The sequence below is a fragment of the Streptomyces liliiviolaceus genome, from assembly GCF_018070025.1.
GTDB classification, from domain to species: Bacteria; Actinomycetota; Actinomycetes; order Streptomycetales; family Streptomycetaceae; genus Streptomyces; species Streptomyces liliiviolaceus.
Window position 1 is genome coordinate 601,609 of record NZ_JAGPYQ010000002.1, and the last position, 21,756, is coordinate 623,364.

Consider the following 21,756-nt stretch of genomic DNA (forward strand, 5'->3'; position numbering starts at 1 on the left):
CATGCCCCGAAAAGAACCCACGACCGCGGATCCCGAGGTGGGCCCCTCCGCGGACGCCACCGTGGGCACCCCCACGGACCCCACCGCTTCCGGTGCCGACGGTGCCTCCGCGGCCCGCCGGGCGAACTGGTGGCGGATGCTGGGCCGCGACCGTGCGGCGGCCGTCGCCGCCGTCGTCCTCTCGCTGGTCGTCCTCGTGGCGCTGTTCGGGCGGCTCGTCATCGGCGACCGGGCGCAGCGGCAGGACCTGGACGCGTCCCTGCGGCCACCGTCCCTGGACCACGGGGTGTACGGGCTGTTCGGCACCGACGTCCTCGGGCGCAGCGTGCTGGCCCGGCTGGTCGACGCCGCCGCGACGACCCTGTCCGTGGCCGTCCCCGCCGTACTGTGCTCGCTGCTGATCGGCTCGGCGCTCGGCCTGTGGGCCGGCTACCACGGGGGCCGCCGCGAAAGTCTCGCCCTGCGCGTCGCCGACGTGATCCTCAGCTTCCCCTCCCTGCTGATCGCGGTGGTGGTGCTGTACGTGTTCTCGCCGAGCGCGCTGAACATCGTGCTGATCCTCGCGGTGGCCCGTGTACCGGTGTATCTGCGCACCGCGCGGGCGGAAGCGGCCGAACTGCGCAGCCGGCTGTTCGTGGACGCGGCCCGTACCTTCGGCACCCCGAGCCGGCACATCATCCACCGGCACATCCTGCCGATCGCCCTGCCGACCCTGCTGACGGTCGCCACGCTCGACTTCTGCTTCGTCATGCTCACCGAGTCGTCGCTCAGCTTCCTGGGCATCGGCATCCAGCCGCCGGACGTCAGCTGGGGCCTGATGGTCGCCCAGGGCCGGCAGTACCTCCAGACCGCCTGGTGGATCACCGTGCTCCCGGGGCTCGCCATCGTGTTCACGACCGTGTCCGCCACGGTGCTCGCCGCCTGGGTCCGCATGGCCACCGACCCCGCCCAGCGCTGGCGACTGACGCTGCCCACCAAGCGCCGCGGTGCCTCCGCCGCCGTACCCCCGGAGCTGATCCCGTGACGACCACCGCCGCGCCCTCGCCGGCCGCCGCCGACCTGCCCGACGACACCCCCGCCCTCGACGTCGAAGGGCTCCGCGTCGACCTGAGCACACCCTCCGGACGGGTACGCGCCGTCGACGGCGTCAGTTTCAGCGTCCGCCGCGGGCGTACCCTCGCCCTCCTCGGCGAGTCCGGCTGCGGCAAGTCGATGACCGCGCTGTCGGTCGTGGGGCTGCTGGACCCCGCGGCCGAGGTGACCGGCGGCGCCGTCCGGGTCAGGGGCGACGACACGCTCCGGATGAGCCCGGCGGAGCGCCGGAAACTCGCCGGACCGGTGCTGTCGATCGTGTTCCAGGACGCCCTGACCGCCCTCAACCCGGTCCAGCCGGTCGGCCGGCAGATCGGTGAGCCGTTCCGCATCCACCGCGGGCTCTCCCGGCGCGAGGCGCACGAGAAGGCGATCGAGCTGATGACCCGGGTGGGCATCCCGGAGCCTCGGCAGCGGGCCCGTTCCTATCCGCACCAGTTCTCCGGCGGCATGCGGCAGCGGCTGCTGATCGCGATGGCCGTCGCCCTCGACCCCGACGTCCTGATCGCCGACGAGCCCACCACCGCGCTCGACGTGACCGTGCAGGCGCAGATCATGCGGCTGCTGCGGGACCTCCAGGACGAGCGGGAGATGGCCCTCGTCCTGATCACCCACGATCTGGCGGTGGTCGCCCAGCGCGCGGACGACGTGGTCGTCATGTACGCGGGCACGGTCGTCGAGAACGGCCCGGTGCGCGAGGTCTTCGCCGCCCCCCGTCATCCCTACACCCGGGGGCTGCTCGACTCGGTGCCGGAACACGCCGTACGCGGGCGTCCGCTGCCCGCCGTGCCGGGCAGCCCGCCCGAACTGAGCGCGGTGCCGACCGGGTGCGTGTTCCAGGACCGCTGTCCGCTGGTGCGCGAGCGCTGCGTGCGGGAACGGCCGGTCCTGCGCGCGTCGGGCGAGGGCCGCACGGCAGCCTGCCACTTCTCCGAGGAGCTCGACCGTGTCTGAGAGCCGTACGCCTGAGGGCCGCACGCCTGAGAGCCGCATGACTGAGAGCGGCGCCACCACCCTCGTCGAGGGCCACCGCGCCGGCGCACCGGAGGAGTCCGGGCCGCTGCTGGAGGTCAGCGGCGTCACCAAGACCTTCGGCCACGGCCGCCGCCGGCTGACCGCCCTGGACGGGGTGGACATCCGGCTCGGCCGGGGCGAGACCCTCGGGCTCGTCGGCGAGTCGGGCTGCGGGAAGTCCACCCTCGCGCGGGTGCTGCTCGGCCTGGAACGGCCCGACGCGGGCACCGTACGGTTCGACGGCACCGACCCGTTCGCCCTGCGCGGCAAGGACCTGCTGGCCTGGCGCCGCCGCGTCCAGATGGTCTTCCAGGACCCTTTCGCCTCGCTCAACGCGCGGATGTCGGCCGCCGACCTGATCGGTGAGCCCTGGCGCACGCACCGGGACGTCGTACCGGACGCGAAGGCGAGGGAGAAGCGCGTCCGTGAGCTCCTCTCCCTGGTCGGACTCCGCGACAGCGACGCCCACCGCTACCCGAACGAGTTCTCCGGCGGACAGCGCCAGCGCATCGGCATCGCCCGCGCGCTGGCCCTGGACCCCGACCTCATCGTCTGCGACGAGCCGGTCTCCGCGCTGGACCTGTCGGTGCAGGCCCAGGTCCTGAACGTCCTGTCGGAACTCCGTGAACGCCTGGGCGTCGCCTACGTCTTCATCTCCCACGACCTGTCCGTGGTGCGGTACATCTCCGACCGGGTGACCGTGATGTACCTGGGCAAGGTCGTCGAACACGGCGCGACGGAGGATGTCTTCGAGCGGCCTCGGCATCCGTACACGGGTGCGTTGATGTCGGCGGCGCCGGTCCTGGACGCGTCCGGCGCGGCCGGGGACCGGGAGATCCAGCTGAAGGGAGAGATCCCCTCGCCCTTCGACATCCCGTCGGGGTGCCGGTTCCGCACGCGGTGTCCGCGGGCGGAGGACTTGTGCGCGGCGGAGGCTCCGCCGGTGGTTGCGCGTGGCTCCCACAGCGCGCTGTGCCACTTCCCTCTTGAGGCGGCTGCTGCGGGGGCATGAACGGGTGCTTCGTCGCCTGCGGGCCGGTGGGGGCCGTTCGCGCAGTTCCCCGCGCCCCTTGAGGGCGGGGCTGCGCCCCGGCCCCCAGGGGCGCGAGCTGCGGAGACGGGCTGCGCCCCAGCGCCCCAAGGGGCGCGGGGAACTGCGCGACCAGCCCCCACCGGACCCGCACCCGAAGAAGTACCCGTCCGCACGGCCGGCGAGGCCGGGGCGCAGCCCCGCCTCTCAGGGGCGCGGGGAACTGCGCGGCCGACCCCCACCGGCCCGCACCCGGATGTAAGGTCCGCCGCAGTGGCTTCGAAGTGATGAGGAGTGATGCCCGGTGTCCTCGACGACCGACCCCGACTCCGCCCCACGCGTGGAACTCACCCCCGCCGCAGCCGACCTGCTGCGCAAACTGCGCGACGCGCACGGCCCGCTGATGTTCCATCAGTCGGGCGGCTGCTGCGACGGCAGCGCCCCCATGTGCTACCCGGAGGGCGAGTTCAGGACCGGCGACTCCGACGTACTGCTCGCCTCCCTGGCCGTCGACGGCGTCGCGGAACCGGTCACGTTCTGGATGTCACGGAGCCAGCACGAGGTATGGAGTCACACCAGACTGATCGTGGACGTCGTGCCGGGCCGGGGCAGCGGCTTCTCCCTGGAGGCACCCGAAGGGGTACGTTTCCTGACGCGTTCGCGCCTCGTCGGCACGTAGTCATCGTCAAGGCCCCCTCTCTGTGCTGAACTCCCCTGTGTCCTGGGTCATTTGAGGAGACAGCGGAGAGAGCAGGGGCACCGTGACACCGATGACACCACGCACCGGACGACTCAGAACCGCACTGACGGTCTTCGCCGCATGGAGCGCGCTGGCCGGCGCCGCCCTCGTCGGGGCGGCTCCGGCCAGCGGCACGCCGACCGGCGGCGCACCGGTCTTCAGCCGGATCGCGCCGGGCGTGCGTTATACGGAGTTCGACATCCCGGCCGCGAAGGGCGTGACGCACGCCCATGTGGTCAGCGTCGATCTCGCCAACCCCAAGGTGAGCGTCGACCTGCTCCACCCGGGCGTGGTCGCGGCCCGCGCGACGGTCTCCCGGCTGGCCGACGCCCAGGGTGCCGTCGCGGGCGTCAACGGCGACTTCTTCAACATCACCGAGACCCAGCACCCGGGGGTGGAGGCGACCGGCGCCTCCGTCGGCCCGGCGATCGCGAACGGGCACACCCTCAAGGCGGCGGTCCCCAACGGCCAGCGCTTCGGTCCCGCCCTGCCGCCCGGCACGAGCACGAAGGACGTGCTCGGCGTCGGCACGGACCACAGGGCCCGCCTGGACAGCCTGGCGCTCGACGGTTCGGTCGAGACCGGCGGGACGACGCTCCCGCTCGGCGGTCTCAACCAGTACGCGCTGCCCGTGGGCTCCGTCGGCGCGTTCACCTCGGACTGGGGTCAGGTCTCCCGGGTGCGGGCCACCTGCGGGACGGACACCGACCGGGCCGCGCCCTGCAGCACGGACACCTACGAGGTGACCGTCCAGGACGGCCGGGTCGTGTCTTCGGCCGACACCCCGGGCAGCGGAACCATCGCTGCGGACACCACGGTCCTGGTCGGCCGGGAGGCGGGCGCCCAGCAGCTGCGCAAGCTGTCCGTGGGCGAGCGGGTCGTGGTGCGGCACCGACTGGTGTCGGCCGCGTCGAAGACCCCGTACCGCTTCGCGATCGGTGGTTATCCGGTCCTGCGGGGCGGGCAGCCGCTCGCGGGGCTCGACGACGTGACGGCGGCGGTACGGACCGCTGTGGGCGTCTCCGACGGCGGGAAGCGGCTGCTGTTGCTGGCGCTCGACGGGGCGGCGGAGTTCCGCAGCGGTCTCACCATCGCGGAAGTCGCCGGTGAGATGGAGAAGTTGGGCGCGGTGGACGCGTTCAGTCTGGACGGCGGCGGTTCCACCACACTGGCCGCCCGGGAGCCCGGCTCGACCACCGCGACCGTACGCAACCACCCCAGCGGCGGAGCCGAACGCCCGGTGCCCAACGGGATCGGCGTCTTCTCCAAGGCCTGACGTCCGTCAGAGCCCCAGGCTCGCGAGGGCATACGACTCGCTACGGCCTGAGGCTGCTGACGATGTCGGCCGTCGCCGTCATCCCGTCGTGGATGGTCGGCGCCATGCTGGTGCTCGCGAGATAGAAGCCGAGCAGCACGCAGACCACCGCGTGCGAGAGCTTCAGCGCGCCGTTGCGCAGGAAGACCACCGTCAGAATCACGAGCAGCAGCACCACAGAGATGGAAATAGCCACCGTCAACCTCCTCCGCCACGCCACACCGCGGCTTTCGGCCGCAAGTGTGGCGTAGCGGGCGGTTCGTCCGTGCGGCTGACGTGTCCGCCGAACGTGTGTTGACTGCGCGTGACGGTGCGGGGCCGGACCCGCGCCCCGGTTACACCCGCCGCCGGGCGTCCAGGAAGGCTTCCAGGCCCGCGAGGTCGTCGGTGTTGAGGTGGTCGGCGTCCGCGGCGAGCAGTTCGCTCCAGACCGCGTCGCGGGCGGGGCCCGGCAGGTCCGGGGTGGCCCAGAAGCGGACCTTCTGCTGCCGCGAGTGCGCGGCCAGGATGATCCCGCGCAGCTTCTGACGCTCGGCCTCGGGGAACGTGCCGACGCCCTGCCAGGTGAAGTTGAGCGTCCAGTTGTCGCTGATCAGCGGGATGAAGGAGGCCGGGGCCGGGACGGGGGCCAGCAGGTCGAGGAGGCGGCCGTCGTAGAAGGCGTGCCGTACGGTCTGGGCCTCCATGGGCACCCGGGCGGCCCGGTCGCCGGAAATCACGGCGGTCACCGCGCCGGGGAGGACGCGGCCATGGGCGTACGTCGTGAACAGGTGCCGGTAGCGGCGCAGTCGGCGGTCCAGTTCGAGGTACGTGGCCGAGCCCTCGGTCTTGATGTCGATCAGCAGCTGGAGGGGCTTGCGGTACCCCCGGTACACCGAGCCGCCGTTGCCCTTCACGCGGGCGGCGAGGGGCTTCAGGTAGAGGGATTCCAGGGTGCGGGCCGGGTCCAGCTCCACCGGGTCGTGGGCGACGAGGAGTTGGCCGTCGACGAGGTAGATGTCGGCCTCGACGCTGCCGAAGCGGTGGTCGAGCGCGTCGAACAGGGGCCGCGCGTGGAGGTAGTCGTTGTGGGCGTGGGCACGCCACAGCGGGCGCGGACGGTGCCGGTCCTCGCTCGCCTGTGCGTACGCGGGCAGGGCGATACCGCCCGCCAGTCCGGCGGCGAGGGTGGTGAGGGCTCTGCGACGGGTGGTGAGGGCCATGTCTGCCTCCCTGGGAATGCCGTACGGGGCCGTGGTGCGCCCCGGCCGGCGAAGTCGGGACTGGGGAGAGTATGCGGCGTGGACATGCCCAAGGAGCAGAGCCGTGCGGGGAGTTGGCCGGACTGCCGTGGTGTGTTCACTTCATCGGGCCGACGGCACGCGAAGGCCCGCTCCCGTCCCCCAGGGGGCGGAAGCGGGCCTTCGTGCACTGCGTGCCGATGAGTCGGCAGGTCTGTCAGTCGATCAGCAGGCGGATCGGCGGATCGGCGAGTCGGTCAGGGCGCCTGGAGGTCCACCAGTCCGGCCAGTGCCTCCCGGTGACTGCCCGCCGTGCCGTACGCGATCGAGTCGGCCTTGGCCCTCTTCAGGTAGAGGTGCACCGGATGCTCCCAGGTCATGCCGATCCCGGCGTGCAGCTGGAGCGCCTCCTCGGCGGCATGGACGGCGACCGGTGCCGCGTACGCCTGGGCGAGGGCCACCGCCACGTCCACCTCCGTGCCGTCCCCGCTCCCGTCGGCCAGCGCGTCGGCCGCGTTGCGTGCCGCGGCGCGCGTGTGGACGGTCTCCAGCCAGAGCTGGGCGAGCCGGTGCTTGAGCGCCTGGAAGCCGCCGACCGGGCGGTTGAACTGCTTGCGCTCCTTCAGATAGCGGACGGTCTCCGTCAACGACCATTCGGCGAGGCCGAGTTGCTCGGAGGCGAGCAGTCCGGCCCCGGCGCGCAGGGCCCGTCGTACGGCGGGGGCGGCGTCGCCGATCCGGCGGGCCTCCGCTCCGTCGAGGACGACCGTCGCGACCGGCCGGGTCAGGTCGAGGGACACCTGCGCGGTGATCGTCACGGCGTCCGCGTCGACCGCGTACAGGCCGCCGTCCTCGGCGGGGACGAGCAGCACATCGGCGGCGTCGGCGTCGGCGATGCCGGTCAACTCCCCGTGCAGCAGACCGTTTTCGACCCGTACGGTCCGGTGGGCGCCGCCGGGAGCGATGTTCAGGGCGACGGCGAGAGCGCCGATGCGGCGGCCGGACGCCAGCTCGGTGAGGAGGTCGTCGGCGTCGCACGCCAGCAGGGCCTCGGTGGCGACGACCGCGCTCGTCAGGTACGGCACGGGAGCGACCGCGCGGCCCAACTCCTCCAGTACGACGGCGGCTTCGCGGTGCGTGGCACCCTGGCCGCCCAGCGCCTCGGGCACCAGCAGGCCCGCGAGGCCCATGCCCTCGGCGAGGGCCTTCCACGCCTCGCGGTCGTGCGGCGCGCCGGACTCCGTACGGGCGATCACGCCCGCCGGGTCGCAGTGGTCGGCGAGCAGGTCACGGACGGCGGCGCGCAGCGCCTCTTCCTCCTCCGAGTACAGCAGGTCGGGCTGTGCGCGCTGCGTTGTCTGCGCTGTCATCGGGACAGGTCCTTCCAGGCGACGTCCTTGTCGGTACGCGGCTCGGAGGGCAGCCCCAGCACGCGTTCGGCGACGATGTTCAGCAGGACCTCGCTGGTCCCGCCCTCGATGCTGTTGCCCTTGGAGCGGAGATAGCGGTAGCCGGCGTCACGACCGGTGAAGTCGACCTTGTCGGGCCGGCGCATCGTCCAGTCCTCGTACAACAGGCCTTCCTCGCCGAGGAGTTCGACCTCCAGGCCGCTGATCTCCTGGTTGAGGCGGGCGAACGCGAGTTTCATGCCGGAGCCCTCGGGGCCCGGCTGTCCCGCGACCAGCTGCTGGCGCAGACGTTCGCCGGTGAGCCGGGCCACCTCCGCCTCCACCCACAGCTTCAGCAGGCGCTGGTGGAGGTCGTGGGTGCGCAGGTCGGGGCGTTCGCGCCAGGTCCTGGAGACCGGGCCGATCATGCCGCCCTCGCGCGGGATGCGCATGCCGCCGATGGAGACCCGCTCGTTCATGAGCGTGGTCTGCGCGACCCGCCAGCCGTCGCCGACCTCGCCGAGGCGGTGTGCGTCGGGGATGCGGACGTCGGTGAGGAACACCTCGTTGAACTCGGCCTCGCCGGTGATCTGGCGCAGCGGCCGCACCTCGACACCGGGGTCGGTCATGTCGCAGACGAAGTAGGTGATGCCGCGGTGCTTGGGCGCGTCCGGGTCGGTACGCGCGATGAGGATGGCCCAGCGGGCGAGGTGGGCGCTGGAGGTCCACACCTTCTGGCCGTTGACCACCCAGTCGTCGCCGTCCCGCACGGCACGCGTACCCAGCGCCGCCAGGTCGGAGCCCGCGCCCGGCTCGCTGAACAGCTGGCACCAGACCTCCTCGCCGACCCACAGGGGCCGCAGGAAGCGGTTCTTCTGCTCCTCGGTGCCGTAGCCGAGGATCGTCGGCGCGGCCATGCCGAGGCCGATGCCGATGCGCCGCGGGTCGTTGTCGGGAGCGCCCGCGGACTCCAGCCCGGTGTCGACGACGGCCTGGAGTGAGCGCGGGGCGCCGAGGCCGCCGAGCCCTTCCGGATAGTGCACCCAGGCGAGTCCGGCGTCGAAGCGGGCCTTGAGGAAGTCCACGCGGTCCGTGCCGTCCACCGGGTGCGCGGCCAGCAACTCCGCGGTGCGGCGGCGCAGTTCGGCGGCGTCCACCGCCCCGCTCACGGTGTCGGTCATGCCACGGCTCCGTTCTCGTGCGTGCCCTCGGAGGCGGTTCCGAGGGCGGGCAGCACGGTGACGCGGCCCGTGGTGACGCCGTCGGCGACCCGCTGGACGGCGTCGGCGGCACCGGTCAGGGGCACGCGCTCGCTGACGAGCGGCCTGATCGCCCCTCGGGCGGCCAGTTCGGTGAGCTGCTCGTGGCAGCGCAGGACCAGCTTCGGGTCCTTGGTGTTGTAGAGGCCCCAGTGCAGTCCGAGGATCGAGTAGTTCTTCACGAGGGCGTGGTTGAGCCCCGGGCTGGGGATCGTGCCGCTCGCGAAGCCGACGACCACGATCCGGCCCTCGAAGGCGACGAGCTTGGCGGACTGCGTGTAGGCGTCCCCGCCGACGGGGTCGTAGATCACGTCGGCGCCCCGGCCGCCGGTGGCCTCCTTGACGGCGGCGACGACGTCCTCGGCGCGCCGGTCCACGACGAGGTCGCAGCCCAGCTCGCGGGCGACGGCGGCCTTGTCCGCGCCGCCCACGACACCGATGACGGTCGCTCCCGCCGCCTTGCCGAGCTGCACCGCCGCGCTGCCGACGCCTCCCGCGGCGGCGTGGACGAGCAGCGTCTCGCCGGCCTCCAGGCGGGCCCGCCGGTGCAGCCCGAACCAGCCCGTCTGGTAGCCGATGTGCAGGGCCGCCGCCTCGGCGTCGTCCAGCGCCTCGGGCGCGGGCAGCAGGGCCGCGGCGTCCGCGACGGCGTACTCGGCGAAGCCGCCGTACGGCAGCGCCGGGTTGGCCATGACCCGCCGGCCGTCCTCGGTCTCGCCGCAGATCTCCACCCCGGGGGTGAACGGCAGCGGCGGCCTGACCTGGTACTGCCCGCGGCACATCAGGGCGTCCGGGAAGTTGATGTTCGCCGCGCGCACCTTGAGCAGGACCTGGCCGTCGCCGGGCACGGGCCGCTCCACCTCCGCGAGCCGCATCACCTCGCCGGGCTCACCGATCTCGTGCACTTGCCATGCCTGCATGCGGGGCCTCCACGGGACTGTGTCTGTTCTGTTCGCGCCTCGGGGTCAACTGCATACTAAGCGGTCGCTTGCCGTGCAGGGAACAGGTGGGGGCCGCAGGTTCCACAGACGCGGGGAACCGCGCGACCGGCGTCAGCCGGCCTGGCCGCCACCGCGTTTCGGGCGCGCCCGGACGTGCATCCGCTCCCCCTGCCGGCCGAAGAGGCTCAGGAACTCGACCGGCCCCTCCCCCGTTGACCCGAACCAGTGCGGCACGCGGGTGTCGAACTCGGCCGCCTCCCCGGCCCCGAGTACGACGTCGTGCTCGCCGAGCACCAGGCGCAGCCGCCCGGAGAGCACGTACAGCCACTCGTAGCCCTCGTGCGTACGCGGCTCCGGCTCGTCCTTGCGCTTCGGCTCCAGCACCTTGTAGGCCTGCAGGCCGCCGGGCTGGCGGGTCAGCGGCCAGTGCGTCCGGCCGTGCATGACGATCGGCTTGGCCGCCCGGACGCGCGGGTCGCCGACCTGCGGCGCTCCGACGAGCTCGTCGAGGGGCACCTGGTGGGCCCGGGCGATGGGCAGCAGCAGTTCCAGGCTGGGCTTGCGCAGGCCGGACTCCAGGCGGGAGAGGGTGCTCACGGAGATGCCGGTGGCGGTGGACAGGCCCGCGAGGGTGGCACCGCGCTCCTTGCGGACGCGCCGCAGCCGGGGCCCGACCTCCGCGAGGACGCCTTCCGTGTCACGGTCGCCCTGCTCTCCTGACTCCCCCGGCTCCTCGTGATCCTTGTGGCCCTTGTGCTCGCTCATGACCCTTATTGCAGTTTCGGCAAAGCCATTTGTCAATACGGGTGCCGTGGGGCGACCTTCTCGGTGGAGGTGGTCACCATGACCGGTACGTACGAAGTGATCGTCGTCGGCGGGGGCGCGGCCGGGCTGTCCGCGGCGCTCGTCCTGGGGCGGGCACGCCGGAGTGTGCTCGTGATCGACGGGGGCGAGCCGCGCAACGCGCCCGCCGCCCACATGCAGGGCTATCTGACCCGGGACGGCATGTCACCGGCCGAGTTCCTGGCCGTGGGGCGCGAGGAGATCGCGCGGTACGGCGTCGAGCTCGTCCGGGACCTCGCGGTGGACGTGGCACGGGACGCGGACGGCGAGTTCGACGTGACGCTCGGCACGGGGCGCGCGGTGCACGGGCGCCGGCTGGTGGTCGCCACCGGCCTCGCGGACGAGCTGCCGTCCGTGCCGGGGGTCGCCGAGCGCTTCGGCCGGGACGTCCTGCACTGTCCGTACTGCCACGGCTGGGAGGTGCGGGACCAGGCCTTCGGCGTGCTGGCGACGACCCCGATGGGCGTACACCAGGCGCTGATGGTCTCCCAGTGGTCCAAGGACGTGACCCTGTTCCTGCACACGGTCGCGGAGGAGGAGCTGGCGGACGCGGATCTGCGCAGGCTCGCGGCGGCCGGGGTCGCCGTGGTGCCCGGCGAGGTCGTGGGACTCGACGTCGTCGACGACCGGCTCACGGGGGTCCGGCTGGCGGACGGTACGGCCCACGCGCGCTCGGTGCTGTTCGTGGCGCCCCGGGCGGTCCCCCGCACCGGCCTGCTGGAACAGCTGGGCGCCGACCTCCAGGAGACCCCGTTCGGCTCGTACGCCGTGGTCGACCCGACGGGCCTGACCAGCGTGCCCGGCGTCTGGGCGGCGGGCAACGCGATCGGCTTCGGCGAGCAGGTCGTGAACGCGGCGAGCGGCGGCTACCGCGCCGGAGCCACGATCAACGGAGAACTGCTGTTCGCGGACCTGGACGCGGCGGTGGGGGTGTAGCGGCAGGGACCGTCCGCCGAGGTTCGGCGCCCGGTCGGGCCCGCGGGCGTGTCCGCCCAGGTGTGGACCCGGCTCCTCCGTAGCACGATGACTGCATGTTGCTGTCCCGGCTCGCCGACGTGTCCCAGGAGGTCGCCGCCACCTCGGCGCGGTCCCGGAAGGTCGCTCTGCTCGCGGAGCTGTTCCGGGACGCGGAGGCGGACGACGTGCCGATCGTCATCCCGTATCTGGCGGGTCGCCTGCCCCAGGGTCGGCTCGGCGTCGGCTGGAAACTCCTCGGCGCGTCCGTCCCGCCCGCCGGGGAGCCCACGCTGACCGTGCGGGAGGTGGACGGCCGGCTGACCGCTCTCGGCGCCGTCTCCGGCACCGGTTCGCAGGCGGAACGGGCGCGGCTCGTCGGGGAGTTGATGGGCGCGGCCACCGAGCCGGAGCAGAGGTTCCTGCGCGCGCTGATCGGCGGTGAGGTACGGCAGGGCGCGCTCGACGCCGTCGCGGTCGAAGGGCTCGCCCGGGCGACGGACGCACCCTCCGCCGACGTACGCAGGGCCGTGATGCTGGCGGGTTCGCTGCAGACCGTGGCCGAGCGGCTGCTGGCCGACGGACCGGAGGCGCTGGAGGCGTTCCGGCTCACCGTCGGCCGGCCCGTACTGCCGATGCTGGCGCACAGCGCCCCCTCCGTCGCCGAGGCGCTCGACAAGCTCGGCGCCTGCGTGGTGGAGGAGAAGCTCGACGGCATCCGCGTCCAGGTGCACCGCGACGGCGACGAGGTACGCGTCTACACGCGCACCCTCGACGACATCACCGACCGGCTGCCCGAGATCACGCACGCCGCACGGGAGTTGAAGGTCGAACGCTTCATCCTCGACGGCGAGGTCATCGCGCTCGACGACGACGGACGGCCCCGGCCCTTCCAGGAGACCGCGGGCCGCGTGGGCTCCCGGGTGGACGTGGCGACCGCCGCCGAGGCCGTACCCGTCTCCCCCGTCTTCTTCGACGCCCTGTCCATGGACGGCCGGGACCTGCTGGACCTGCCGTTCACCGAACGCCACGCGGAGCTGGCCCGGCTGGTCCCCGAGCCGATGCGCGTACGGCGTCTGCTCGTACCGGACCCCGCGGACGAGTCGGCGCGGGCCGCCGCCGAGCGGTTCGGCACCGACACGCTCGCGCGCGGCCACGAGGGCGTCGTCCTCAAGTCCCTGGACGCCCCCTACAGCGCGGGCCGGCGCGGAGCCTCCTGGCTGAAGGTCAAGCCCGTCCACACGCTCGACCTGGTCGTGCTGGCCGCCGAGTGGGGCAGCGGGCGGCGCACCGGCAAGCTCTCCAACCTGCATCTGGGCGCCCGCAGACCGGACGGCACCTTCGCCATGCTGGGCAAGACGTTCAAGGGCCTCACCGACGTGATGCTGGCCTGGCAGACCGAGCGGCTCCAGGAACTCGCCGTCGCCCCCGTCGAGGAGAGCGGCTACGTGGTGACCGTCCGCCCGGAACTGGTCGTGGAGATCGCGTACGACGGTCTCCAGCGCTCCACGCGCTATCCGGCGGGCGTCGCCCTGCGTTTCGCCCGGGTCGTGCGCTACCGCGAGGACAAGACACCCGAGGAGGCGGACACCGTCGACACGGTGCTCGCCGCACACCCGGGGGTGGCCGCATGACCCCGGCCGCCGCCGCGAAGCGCAGCGCGGGCCTGCTCCTGTTCCGCCGCACCGGCCGGACGGACCGGGGCGACCACGGCATCGAGGTGCTGCTGGGCCACATGGGCGGCCCGTTCTTCGCGCGGCGCGACGCCGGGGCGTGGACGGTGCCGAAGGGCGAGTACGAGCCCGACGAGCCGGCCTGGGACGCCGCCCGCCGGGAGTTCCAGGAGGAACTGGGCCTGCCACCGCCCGACGGCGAACCCGTCCCTCTCGGCGAGGTCACCCAGACGAACGGCAAGATCGTCACGGTCTGGGCCGTCGAGGCGGACCTGGACCCGGCGGCCGTGGTCCCCGGCACCTTCACCATGGAGTGGCCCCGCGGATCGGGCCACGTCCAGGAGTTCCCGGAACTGGACCGCGTGGAGTGGCTGGACCCGGGCCGCGCCAGAGCGGTCCTGGTCAAGGCCCAGACGGAGTTCCTGGATCGTCTGGAAGCACATATGCGCTGACGAGAGGGGCACGCGTCCCCTTCCGGACGCGCCCCCGCGGACGCGCCCCCGCGGACGCGCCCCCGCGGGGGCGCCCCGACAGGGGCGCGGGGCTGCATCGATATGCGGCTCCGCCGCGGGGCGCGACGAGCCCGCACCCGACATACGACTTCAGGAGGCCAGCACGATGCCCATCGCAACCGTGAACCCGGCAACAGGCGAAACCCTGAAAACCTACGACGCCCTCGGCAAGAGCGAGATCGAACACCGCCTCGCCACCGCGGAAGCCGCGTTCAAGACACACCGCACCACCTCGTTCGAGGAGCGCGCCCGGCTGATGCGCCGCGCGGCGGACCTCCTGGAGGCCGACGCACCGGACATCGGCCGGACGATGACCACCGAGATGGGCAAACCGGTCAAGCAGGCTCGCGCCGAAGCCGCGAAGTGCGCGAAGGCGATGCGCTGGTACGCCGACCACGCAGAGGAACTCCTCGCCGACGAGGAGGGCGCGAAGGGCGACGCGGAGGACTCCGGCGCCTCCCGTGTCCTCGTGCGCTACCGCCCGCTCGGCCCGGTCCTCGCCGTCATGCCGTGGAACTTCCCGCTCTGGCAGGTGATCCGCTTCGCCGCGCCCGCGCTGATGGCGGGCAACGTCGGTCTGCTCAAGCACGCCTCGAACGTCCCGCAGACCGCCCTCTACCTGGAGGACCTGTTCCGCCGGGCGGGTTTCGCGGAGGGCTGTTTCCAGACGCTGCTCATCGGCTCGGGCGCCGTCGAGGACATCCTGCGCGACCCGCGGATCAAGGCGGCCACCCTGACCGGCAGCGAACCGGCGGGCCGCGCGGTCGCCTCGGTCGCCGGGGACGAGGTCAAGAAGACCGTCCTGGAACTGGGCGGCAGCGACCCGTACGTGGTCATGCCGTCGGCGGACCTCGACAAGGCGGCGAAGACGGCGGTGACGGCCCGGGTGCAGAACAACGGCCAGTCCTGCATCGCCGCCAAGCGGTTCATCGTCCACACGGACGTCTTCGACGCCTTCGCCGAACGCTTCACCGAGGCCATGAAGGCCCTCACGGTGGGCGACCCGCTGGACGAGGGCTCGGACGTCGGCCCCATCGCCACCGAGCAGGGCCGTGACGACCTGACGGAACTCGTCGACGACGCCGTCGAGGGCGGCGCGACCGTGCTGTGCGGCGGCGAACGGCCGGACGGGGACGGCTGGTACTACCCGCCGACCGTCCTCGCCGACATCACGCCCGAGATGCGTATCCACCACGAGGAGGCGTTCGGCCCGGTCGCCACGCTCTACCGTGCCGCCGACCTCGACGAGGCGATCACCATCGCCAACGACACACCGTTCGGGCTGAGTTCCAACGTCTGGACCCGCGACGAGGCCGAGACCGACCGTTTCGTACGCGATCTGGAGGCCGGCGGGGTCTTCTTCAACGGGATGACCGCGTCCCATCCGGCGTTCCCGTTCGGCGGAGTCAAGCGGTCCGGTTACGGGCGCGAACTGTCGGGCCACGGAATCCGAGAGTTCTGCAACATCACCACCGTATGGCACGGAGCGTGAGCCTTCCGCGGCTACGATCCCCTGTGTGAACCGCGAAGTGACCCTGCCCCTGATCGTCGACGACCGCGGGACCCTGCAGGTGGCTGCCGCCGATGTGAGCAAGCTGCTGCGCACGATGGGTGGGCGGTGGCTGCATCTCGTGGAGGCCGGGGAGGACGGGCTCGACGAGGACACGGTTGCCGCGCTCACCATCGAGCTGGCGAAGCTTGCCGACCGCATCGATGTGGCGTGCATTGCGCACAGCAGTGGGGGAGCCTCCGGCTGACGGGGCGTGTTTGAGGTCGTCTGTGCACTGCGGGTGCGTGGGGGCTGGGCGCGCAGTTCCCCGCGCCCCTTAGGGGCGAAAGGATCGCGCCGTTCCCCGCGCCCCTAAAAGCCAAAGACAAAAGATTGCGCCGTTCCCCGCGCCCCTTACGGGGCTCTACCCACGGGGCTTGTCCCCGGTCTGGAGTAGTCCGGCGCGATAAACGGGACTTCTCGAGTGATCGTGGTGGGACCACCCTTCCGACCGGGAGAGGGAGTTCCCGGCGGGCGAGAGAAGGCGCAGGCACATGGCGACTTTGTGCAGACCCGCGGTCTCTGTTCCGGAATACGTGATCACGATGGAGGAGACGCTTGAGCTGGCGCGCTCCCGCCACCCCGATCACCCCCAACTGCCGCTCGCGCTGCGGCTGATCGAGAACACCGGTGTACGCACCCGGCACATCGTGCAGCCCATCGAGGAGACCCTGAAGCACCCCGGCTTCGAGGAACGCAACAAGGTGTACACGGCCGAGGCGAAGTCCCGTGTGCCGGCCGTCGTCCAGCGCGCGCTCGACGACGCGGAGGTCCTGGCCACCGACATCGACGTGATCATCTACGTCTCGTGCACGGGCTTCATGATGCCGTCGATGACGGCCTGGCTGATCAACGCCATGGGGTTCAACAGCGACACCCGTCAGATACCCATAGCGCAGCTGGGCTGCGCCGCCGGGGGCGCCGCGATCAACCGGGCGCACGACTTCTGCACGGCCTACCCCGAGTCCAACGCGCTCATCGTGGCCTGCGAGTTCTGCTCGCTGTGCTACCAGCCCACCGACCTCGGTGTCGGCTCGCTGCTGTGCAACGGCCTGTTCGGCGACGGGATCGCCGCCGCGGTGGTCCGCGGACAGGGCGGCGAGGGCATCAAGCTGGAGCGCAACGGCTCGTACCTGATCCCCAAGACCGAGGACTGGATCATGTACGACGTGCGGGCCACCGGCTTCCACTTCCTGCTGGACAAGCGGGTGCCGGCCACCATGGAACCGCTCGCCCCCGCCCTGCACAACCTGGCCGGGCTGCACGGCTGGGACGCCTCCGACCTGGACTTCTACATCATCCACGCCGGGGGCCCGCGCATCCTCGACGACCTCAGCAAGTTCCTCCAAGTGGCACCGGAGGCCTTCCGGTTCAGCCGGGCGACGCTCACCGAGTACGGGAACATCGCCAGCGCCGTCGTCCTGGACGCACTGCGCAGGCTGTTCGACGAGGGGGGCTCCCATCACACGGCGCGCGGACTGCTCGCCGGCTTCGGGCCGGGGATCACCGCCGAGATGGCGCTGGGCCGCTGGCACCGTACGAGCGAAAAGACGGCGTGACATGACCTCTGACCTGACCGTGAACCAAGAGACCGCGGCAGCACCCCCGGTACGCCACTGGCCCGCCCTGGACCTGACCGGGGTCGACTTCGACCCCGTCCTGTCCGAGCTGATGCGCGAGGGCCCCATCAACCGGATCCAGCTGCCCAACGGCGAGGGCTGGGCCTGGCTGGTCACGCGCTACGACGACGTACGGCTGGTGACCAACGACCCCCGGTTCAGCCGGGCGAAGGTGCTCGGCCGGCAGGTCACCCGGCTGGCACCGCACTTCATCCCGGCGCCGGGCGCGATGAGCTTCGTCGACAAGCCCGACCACGCCCGGCTGCGCAGGGCGGTGAACGCGGCGTTCACCTCGCGCGGTGTCGAACGCCTGCGGGCGAACGCCCAGCGGACCCTCGACACCATGGTCGACGAGATGCTCCGGGACGGTCCCCCGGCCGATCTGATCGACCGGGTACTGGCCCCCTTCCCCATGACCGTCATCTGCGAGCTGATGGGGGTCCCCGCCGACGACCGGCAGACCCTGCACACCTGGACGCAGTCGATCCTCTCCTCCAGCAAGGGCGCCCAGGCCAGCGAGCGCGCCAAGCGGGACATGGAGGTGTACTTCGCCAAGCTGATCGCCGAGCGGCGCGGCGCCACCGGTGAGGACGTCACCTCGCTGCTCGGCGCGGCGGTCGGCCGGGGCGACATCACCGAGGAGGAGGCGGTGGCGCTCGCGGGTCCGATCCAGATCGGCGGCGAGGCCGTCACCAACAACACCGGGCAGATGCTCTACATCCTGCTGACCAGGCCGGCGCTGTTCGACCGGCTGCGCGACGAGCCGGCGCTGCGCCCGCAGGCCCTCGACGAGCTGCTGCGGTACATCCCGCACCGCAACGCCGTCGGGCTCTCCCGGATCGCCACGGAGGACGTCGTCCTGCACGGCGTACGGATCAGGAAGGACGACCCCATCTACGTGTCCTACCTGGCCGCCAACCGGGACCCGGACGTCTTCCCCGACCCCGACCGGATCGACTTCGACCGCGCCGCCAACCCGCATGTGGCGTTCGGGCACGGGCCGCACTACTGCGTGGGCGGCATGCTCGCCCGCCTGGAGTCGGAGCTGATGGTGAACACGCTCCTGGACCGGATTCCGACGCTGCGGCTGTCCGTCTCGGCGGACGAGGTGCCGTGGCGGCGCGGCGCGCTGATCCGCGGGCCCGAGGCCCTGCCCGTCACCTGGTGACCGCGCTCACGCCGCCCGAGGGTCTGCTGGTGCCACCGGGGCACGGCCGTACGGTACGCACGCCGGCCCAGCACGTGACCTTCAAGGTGACCGGTACGCACTCCCGGGCGGCGTCCAGCTTCGAGGTGGTCGTGCCGCCCGGCTTCGACGTCGGCGCGCACGTCCACGCGCGCAGCGAGGAGCTGTTCTACGTCCTCGAAGGCGAGCTGGACGTGCTCGCCTTCGAGCCGTCGGTCCGCACGCCCGACAACTGGCAGCGCTGGCAGTCGGGTTCGGGCAACCGGGTGGTGCGGGCGACGCCGGGGACGGTGATCGTCGTGCCGCCGGGCTGTCCGCACGCGTTCGCGAACCCGACGGACAGTCCGGCGAAGATGTTCTTCCAGGCGTCGCCGCCACCGGATCACGAACGGTACTTCGACGAGCTGCTCCGCATTCTTGACGCGGGGGGTTCGCCGGACGTGGCGGCGATCGCGGAGCTGCGGTCGCGGTACGACATCGAGCAGCTGACGCCGTTGCGCCACGGGTAGCGTCCGCTCGCCGGCACGGTGCGGACCGGTGGGGGTCGCCCGCGCAGTTCCCCGCGCCCCTGGGTACCTAGGGGCGCGGGGAACTGCGCGACCGGCCACGACGGCGCCGCACCCGACGCATCACCGGATCGGCATGCCGGACAGCGTGCGGGCGATCACCAGCCGCTGGATCTCACTCGTGCCCTCGAAGATCGTGTAGATCGCCGCGTCCCGGTGCATCCGCTCGACGGGATACTCGCGCGTGTACCCGTTCCCGCCGAGGATCTGGATCGCCTGCCCGGTCACCTTCTTCGCCGTCTCGCTCGCGAAGAGCTTGGACATCGACCCCTCCGCGGACGTGAACTGCTTCCCGCTCACCGCCATCCAGGACGCCCGCCACACCAGCAGCCGCGCCGCGTCGATCGACGTACGCATGTCGGCGAGCTGGAAGGCGACGCCCTGGTTGTCGATGATCGGCCGCCCGAACTGCTCGCGCGTCTTCGCGTAGTCGAGGGCCACCTCGTACGCGGCCCGCGCGGTGCCGACCGCCATGGCGCCGACGGCCGGGCGGGAGGCCTCGAACGTGGCCATCGCCGCGTTCTTCAGGCGCTCGCCGCCCCCCGCCTTGGCCCGCTCACGGGCCCGCGCGAGGCGCTCGTCGAGCTTCTCCTTGCCGCCGAGCAGGCAGGAGCCGGGAACGCGGACGTTCTCCAGGACGACCTCGGCGGTGTGCGAGGCGCGGATGCCGTGCTTCTTGAACTTCTGCCCCTGCGACAGACCGGGCGTGCCCAGCGGGACGATGAAGGACGCGTGGCCCTTGGAGCCCAGTTCGGAGTCCACGACCGCGACGACCACGTGCACGTTGGCGATGCCGCCGTTGGTCGCCCAGGTCTTCGTGCCGTTGATGACCCACTCGTCCTTGGCCTCGTCGTACACGGCCCGCGTACGCATCGAGGCGACGTCGGAGCCGGCGTCGGGCTCGGAGGAGCAGAAGGCGGCGACCTTGACGTCGTTGGCGTCGCCGTACATCTGGGGGATCCAGGTGCCGATCTGCTCCTCGGTGCCGTTGGCGAGGACGCCCACCGCGGCGAGGCCGGTGCCGACGATCGACAGGGCGATGCCCGCGTCGCCCCAGAACAGTTCCTCCATGGCCATGGGGATGCCGAGGCCGGTGGGGTCGAAGTACTGCTGGGCGTAGAAGTCCAGGGAGTAGATGCCGACCTTCGCGGCCTCCTGGATGACCGGCCAGGGAGTCTCTTCCCGCTCGTCCCATTCGGCGGCCGCGGGGCGGATCACATCGGCGGCGAAGCCGTGGATCCAGTCCCGCACCTCCTTCTGTTCGTCGTTGAGCTCCATGGTGAACTCGGCCATGTCCCCTCCAGCGCTGCACTCACGTGTTACTTGCGGTAACGGTAGCCTGTTACCGGTCGGTAGTAAAAGTCAACTCCCCGTTCCGGGTCGGCAGCCCGTTCGAGGCAGGGCCGGCGCATGGTGTTACGTTGCGCAGGCGTCACCGAATCAGCACGGGTGGGGAGAGATCATGGACACCACACAGCGGACCGATCAGCAGAGGTCCGCCGACCGCCGACGGCGCGAGCTGTTGGAGGCCGCCGACCGGGTGGTGCTCCGCGACGGCCCCGGCGCTTCGATGAACGCCATCGCGGCCGAGGCCGGCATCACCAAGCCGATCCTTTACCGCCACTTCGGCGACAAGGGCGGACTCTACGCGGCCCTCGCCAAGCGGCACACCGACGCCCTCCTCGGAGCGCTGCGCGCCGCGCTCGACGCGCCCGCCGAGCGCCGGGAGCGTGTGGAGGCCACGCTCGACACCTACCTCGCGGCGATCGAGGCCCGGCCCCAGGTGTACCGCTTCCTGATGCACCCCTCCGAGGGCGGCCCGCAGAACGACCAGGGCTTCGACATGGGCGCGTACTCCTTCCCCCTTCTGCGCCGCATGGGCGAGGAGTTGGCCGACGTCATCGAGGAACGCGTCGATCTCGGCCCGAACAGCCAGCAGTTGGCCCGTGTCTGGGGCCACGGCATCGTCGGCATGATGCACGCCGCCGGCGACTGGTGGCTCGGCGAACGCCCCTGCGCCCGCGCCGAACTGGTCCAGGCCCTGGCCGACCTCCTCTGGGGCCGCCTGGCAGCCGCGGGCGACAAGGCGGGCGGCCCGGGCTTCTGACCGCCGTTCATTTTTCGGGGGCCGCGGGCCGTTCAGAGGCGCGGGCCGGTGGGGGTCCCCCGCGCCCCTAGGTACCCAGGGGCGCGGGGAACTGCGCGACCAGCCACGACGGCGCCGCACCCGACAACGAACCCTCAACTCCCCCAAGCGGCGCGCCCCGCCTGCCAAAGCACCTTCCGCCGACGCCACCCCGTGACCCGATCCACATACAACCCACCGTCAAGGTGATCGCACTCATGCTGAAGGCACCGAGCGAACCACCCGCTCCCGTGCACCCGCACCGGCGTCCCGTCGATGGACACCCCCTCCACCACCGCATGGTCGAACCGCTCGGTGCCCGCCTCAAGCCCCGGCAGGGACAGACACCCCTCGGGCCCCCGCAGCACCACCCCGTCCGCCTCGACCAGTCGCGGGTTCACCACATGCCCCACATGCCGCACGTCGTCGTCATCGGGACAGTCGTATACGAAGACCCGCAACGACTCCCCGACCTGATTGGCGGCCAGCCCGACCCCCTCTGCCGCGTACATCGTCGCGAACATGTCCTCGACGAGCCGGGCCAGTTGAGGACCGAACTCCTCAACTTCTTCACACCGTGTGTGCAACACGGGGTCACCGAGCAAAGACAGAGGAAGGACGCGCCCTCGGGCGCCGGGGATCGAGCCGTGTCGCATGGCGGCAAGGGTACGGTCCTCACTGTCGCGCGGGCGTCACAGTGGTGCCGCGGTTCGGGCCTGCGAGTGGATCTC

General features: G+C 71.9%; 22 protein-coding genes. 14 read left to right on the forward strand and 8 right to left on the reverse strand.

Annotated elements, in window-relative coordinates; translation table 11 throughout:
- Position 1 precedes the first annotated feature (1 nt).
- The 5 genes from J8N05_RS37965 (at position 2) to J8N05_RS37985 (ending at position 5,151) form a co-directional block, all read left to right on the forward strand.
- On the forward strand, positions 2-1,024 hold the full coding sequence (locus J8N05_RS37965) for an ABC transporter permease (RefSeq protein ID WP_247706860.1): 1,023 nt from the start codon (positions 2-4) through the stop codon (positions 1,022-1,024).
- The gene (locus J8N05_RS37970) at positions 1,021-2,046 is read left to right on the forward strand and encodes an ABC transporter ATP-binding protein (protein ID WP_210891316.1); all 1,026 of its coding nucleotides are present in this window, start codon (positions 1,021-1,023) and stop codon (positions 2,044-2,046) included. Before J8N05_RS37965 ends, J8N05_RS37970 begins: the two co-directional genes overlap by 4 nt.
- Positions 2,047-2,083: 37 nt before the next feature.
- Positions 2,084-3,118, forward strand: a complete 1,035-nt coding sequence (locus tag J8N05_RS37975) for an ABC transporter ATP-binding protein (protein WP_210891318.1) — start codon at positions 2,084-2,086, stop codon at positions 3,116-3,118.
- A 322-nt stretch (positions 3,119-3,440) separates the two neighbouring features.
- On the forward strand, positions 3,441-3,815 hold the full coding sequence (locus J8N05_RS37980; protein WP_210891320.1) for a DUF779 domain-containing protein: 375 nt from the start codon (positions 3,441-3,443) through the stop codon (positions 3,813-3,815).
- A 91-nt stretch (positions 3,816-3,906) separates the two neighbouring features.
- Complete coding sequence (locus tag J8N05_RS37985; protein ID WP_210891321.1) at positions 3,907-5,151, forward strand: phosphodiester glycosidase family protein; 1,245 nt, start codon at positions 3,907-3,909, stop codon at positions 5,149-5,151.
- Positions 5,152-5,191: 40 nt separating this feature from the next.
- Here J8N05_RS37985 and J8N05_RS37990 read toward each other — a convergent pair whose 3' ends face one another.
- The 6 genes from J8N05_RS37990 to J8N05_RS38015 all read right to left on the reverse strand — a co-directional run bounded on the left by J8N05_RS37990 (position 5,192) and on the right by J8N05_RS38015 (position 10,763).
- Complete coding sequence (locus tag J8N05_RS37990) at positions 5,192-5,386, reverse strand: hypothetical protein (protein WP_107018929.1); 195 nt, start codon at positions 5,384-5,386, stop codon at positions 5,192-5,194.
- Positions 5,387-5,525: 139 nt separating this feature from the next.
- Positions 5,526-6,392 carry a phosphatidylinositol-specific phospholipase C/glycerophosphodiester phosphodiesterase family protein gene (locus J8N05_RS37995; RefSeq protein ID WP_210891322.1) on the reverse strand — a complete coding sequence of 289 codons (867 nt, stop codon included), beginning with the start codon at positions 6,390-6,392 and terminating at the stop codon, positions 5,526-5,528.
- A 275-nt stretch (positions 6,393-6,667) separates the two neighbouring features.
- Complete coding sequence (locus J8N05_RS38000) at positions 6,668-7,780, reverse strand: acyl-CoA dehydrogenase family protein (RefSeq protein ID WP_210891323.1); 1,113 nt, start codon at positions 7,778-7,780, stop codon at positions 6,668-6,670.
- Positions 7,777-8,979, reverse strand: a complete 1,203-nt coding sequence (locus tag J8N05_RS38005; RefSeq protein WP_210891324.1) for an acyl-CoA dehydrogenase family protein — start codon at positions 8,977-8,979, stop codon at positions 7,777-7,779. The genes J8N05_RS38000 and J8N05_RS38005 overlap by 4 nt, the downstream gene beginning before the upstream one ends.
- Positions 8,976-9,977 carry an NADPH:quinone oxidoreductase family protein gene (locus J8N05_RS38010; RefSeq protein ID WP_210891325.1) on the reverse strand — a complete coding sequence of 334 codons (1,002 nt, stop codon included), beginning with the start codon at positions 9,975-9,977 and terminating at the stop codon, positions 8,976-8,978. The genes J8N05_RS38005 and J8N05_RS38010 overlap by 4 nt, the downstream gene beginning before the upstream one ends.
- A 132-nt stretch (positions 9,978-10,109) precedes the next feature.
- Positions 10,110-10,763 (reverse strand): helix-turn-helix domain-containing protein, encoded by a 654-nt coding sequence (locus J8N05_RS38015; RefSeq protein WP_247706861.1) that lies wholly within the window; start codon positions 10,761-10,763, stop codon positions 10,110-10,112.
- Positions 10,764-10,841: 78 nt separating this feature from the next.
- Here J8N05_RS38015 and J8N05_RS38020 point away from each other — a divergent pair, with 78 nt between their 5' ends.
- The 8 genes from J8N05_RS38020 (at position 10,842) to J8N05_RS38055 (ending at position 18,843) form a co-directional block, all read left to right on the forward strand.
- The gene (locus tag J8N05_RS38020; protein WP_210891326.1) at positions 10,842-11,777 is read left to right on the forward strand and encodes an NAD(P)/FAD-dependent oxidoreductase; all 936 of its coding nucleotides are present in this window, start codon (positions 10,842-10,844) and stop codon (positions 11,775-11,777) included.
- Between the two features lie 95 nt (positions 11,778-11,872).
- A complete protein-coding gene (locus J8N05_RS38025) occupies positions 11,873-13,429 on the forward strand; it encodes an ATP-dependent DNA ligase (RefSeq protein ID WP_210891327.1) in 1,557 nt (518 codons plus the stop codon).
- Positions 13,426-13,920, forward strand: a complete 495-nt coding sequence (locus tag J8N05_RS38030) for an NUDIX domain-containing protein (RefSeq protein ID WP_210891329.1) — start codon at positions 13,426-13,428, stop codon at positions 13,918-13,920. Before J8N05_RS38025 ends, J8N05_RS38030 begins: the two co-directional genes overlap by 4 nt.
- 166 nt (positions 13,921-14,086) lie before the next feature.
- Complete coding sequence (locus J8N05_RS38035) at positions 14,087-15,472, forward strand: NADP-dependent succinic semialdehyde dehydrogenase (protein WP_210891331.1); 1,386 nt, start codon at positions 14,087-14,089, stop codon at positions 15,470-15,472.
- 25 nt (positions 15,473-15,497) lie between these two features.
- On the forward strand, positions 15,498-15,737 hold the full coding sequence (locus tag J8N05_RS38040; protein WP_107018811.1) for a DUF6213 family protein: 240 nt from the start codon (positions 15,498-15,500) through the stop codon (positions 15,735-15,737).
- Positions 15,738-16,023: 286 nt separating this feature from the next.
- A complete protein-coding gene (locus tag J8N05_RS38045) occupies positions 16,024-17,088 on the forward strand; it encodes a type III polyketide synthase (protein WP_210891333.1) in 1,065 nt (354 codons plus the stop codon).
- A 1-nt stretch (position 17,089) separates the two neighbouring features.
- A complete protein-coding gene (locus tag J8N05_RS38050; protein WP_210891335.1) occupies positions 17,090-18,316 on the forward strand; it encodes a cytochrome P450 in 1,227 nt (408 codons plus the stop codon).
- Positions 18,313-18,843: a cupin domain-containing protein gene (locus J8N05_RS38055; protein WP_247706862.1), complete on the forward strand. Its 531-nt coding sequence runs from the start codon at positions 18,313-18,315 to the stop codon at positions 18,841-18,843. Before J8N05_RS38050 ends, J8N05_RS38055 begins: the two co-directional genes overlap by 4 nt.
- A gap of 120 nt (positions 18,844-18,963) precedes the next feature.
- Here J8N05_RS38055 and J8N05_RS38060 read toward each other — a convergent pair whose 3' ends face one another.
- Positions 18,964-20,193, reverse strand: a complete 1,230-nt coding sequence (locus tag J8N05_RS38060; RefSeq protein WP_210891337.1) for an acyl-CoA dehydrogenase family protein — start codon at positions 20,191-20,193, stop codon at positions 18,964-18,966.
- A 169-nt stretch (positions 20,194-20,362) separates the two neighbouring features.
- On the opposite strand from J8N05_RS38060, the gene J8N05_RS38065 reads away from it, so the two are divergent.
- A complete protein-coding gene (locus J8N05_RS38065; RefSeq protein WP_107018807.1) occupies positions 20,363-21,007 on the forward strand; it encodes a TetR family transcriptional regulator in 645 nt (214 codons plus the stop codon).
- Positions 21,008-21,141: 134 nt separating this feature from the next.
- On the opposite strand, the gene def is transcribed toward J8N05_RS38065, so the two are convergent.
- Positions 21,142-21,681, reverse strand: a complete 540-nt coding sequence (gene def / locus J8N05_RS38070) for a peptide deformylase (protein WP_210891339.1) — start codon at positions 21,679-21,681, stop codon at positions 21,142-21,144.
- Positions 21,682-21,756: the final 75 nt, after the last annotated feature.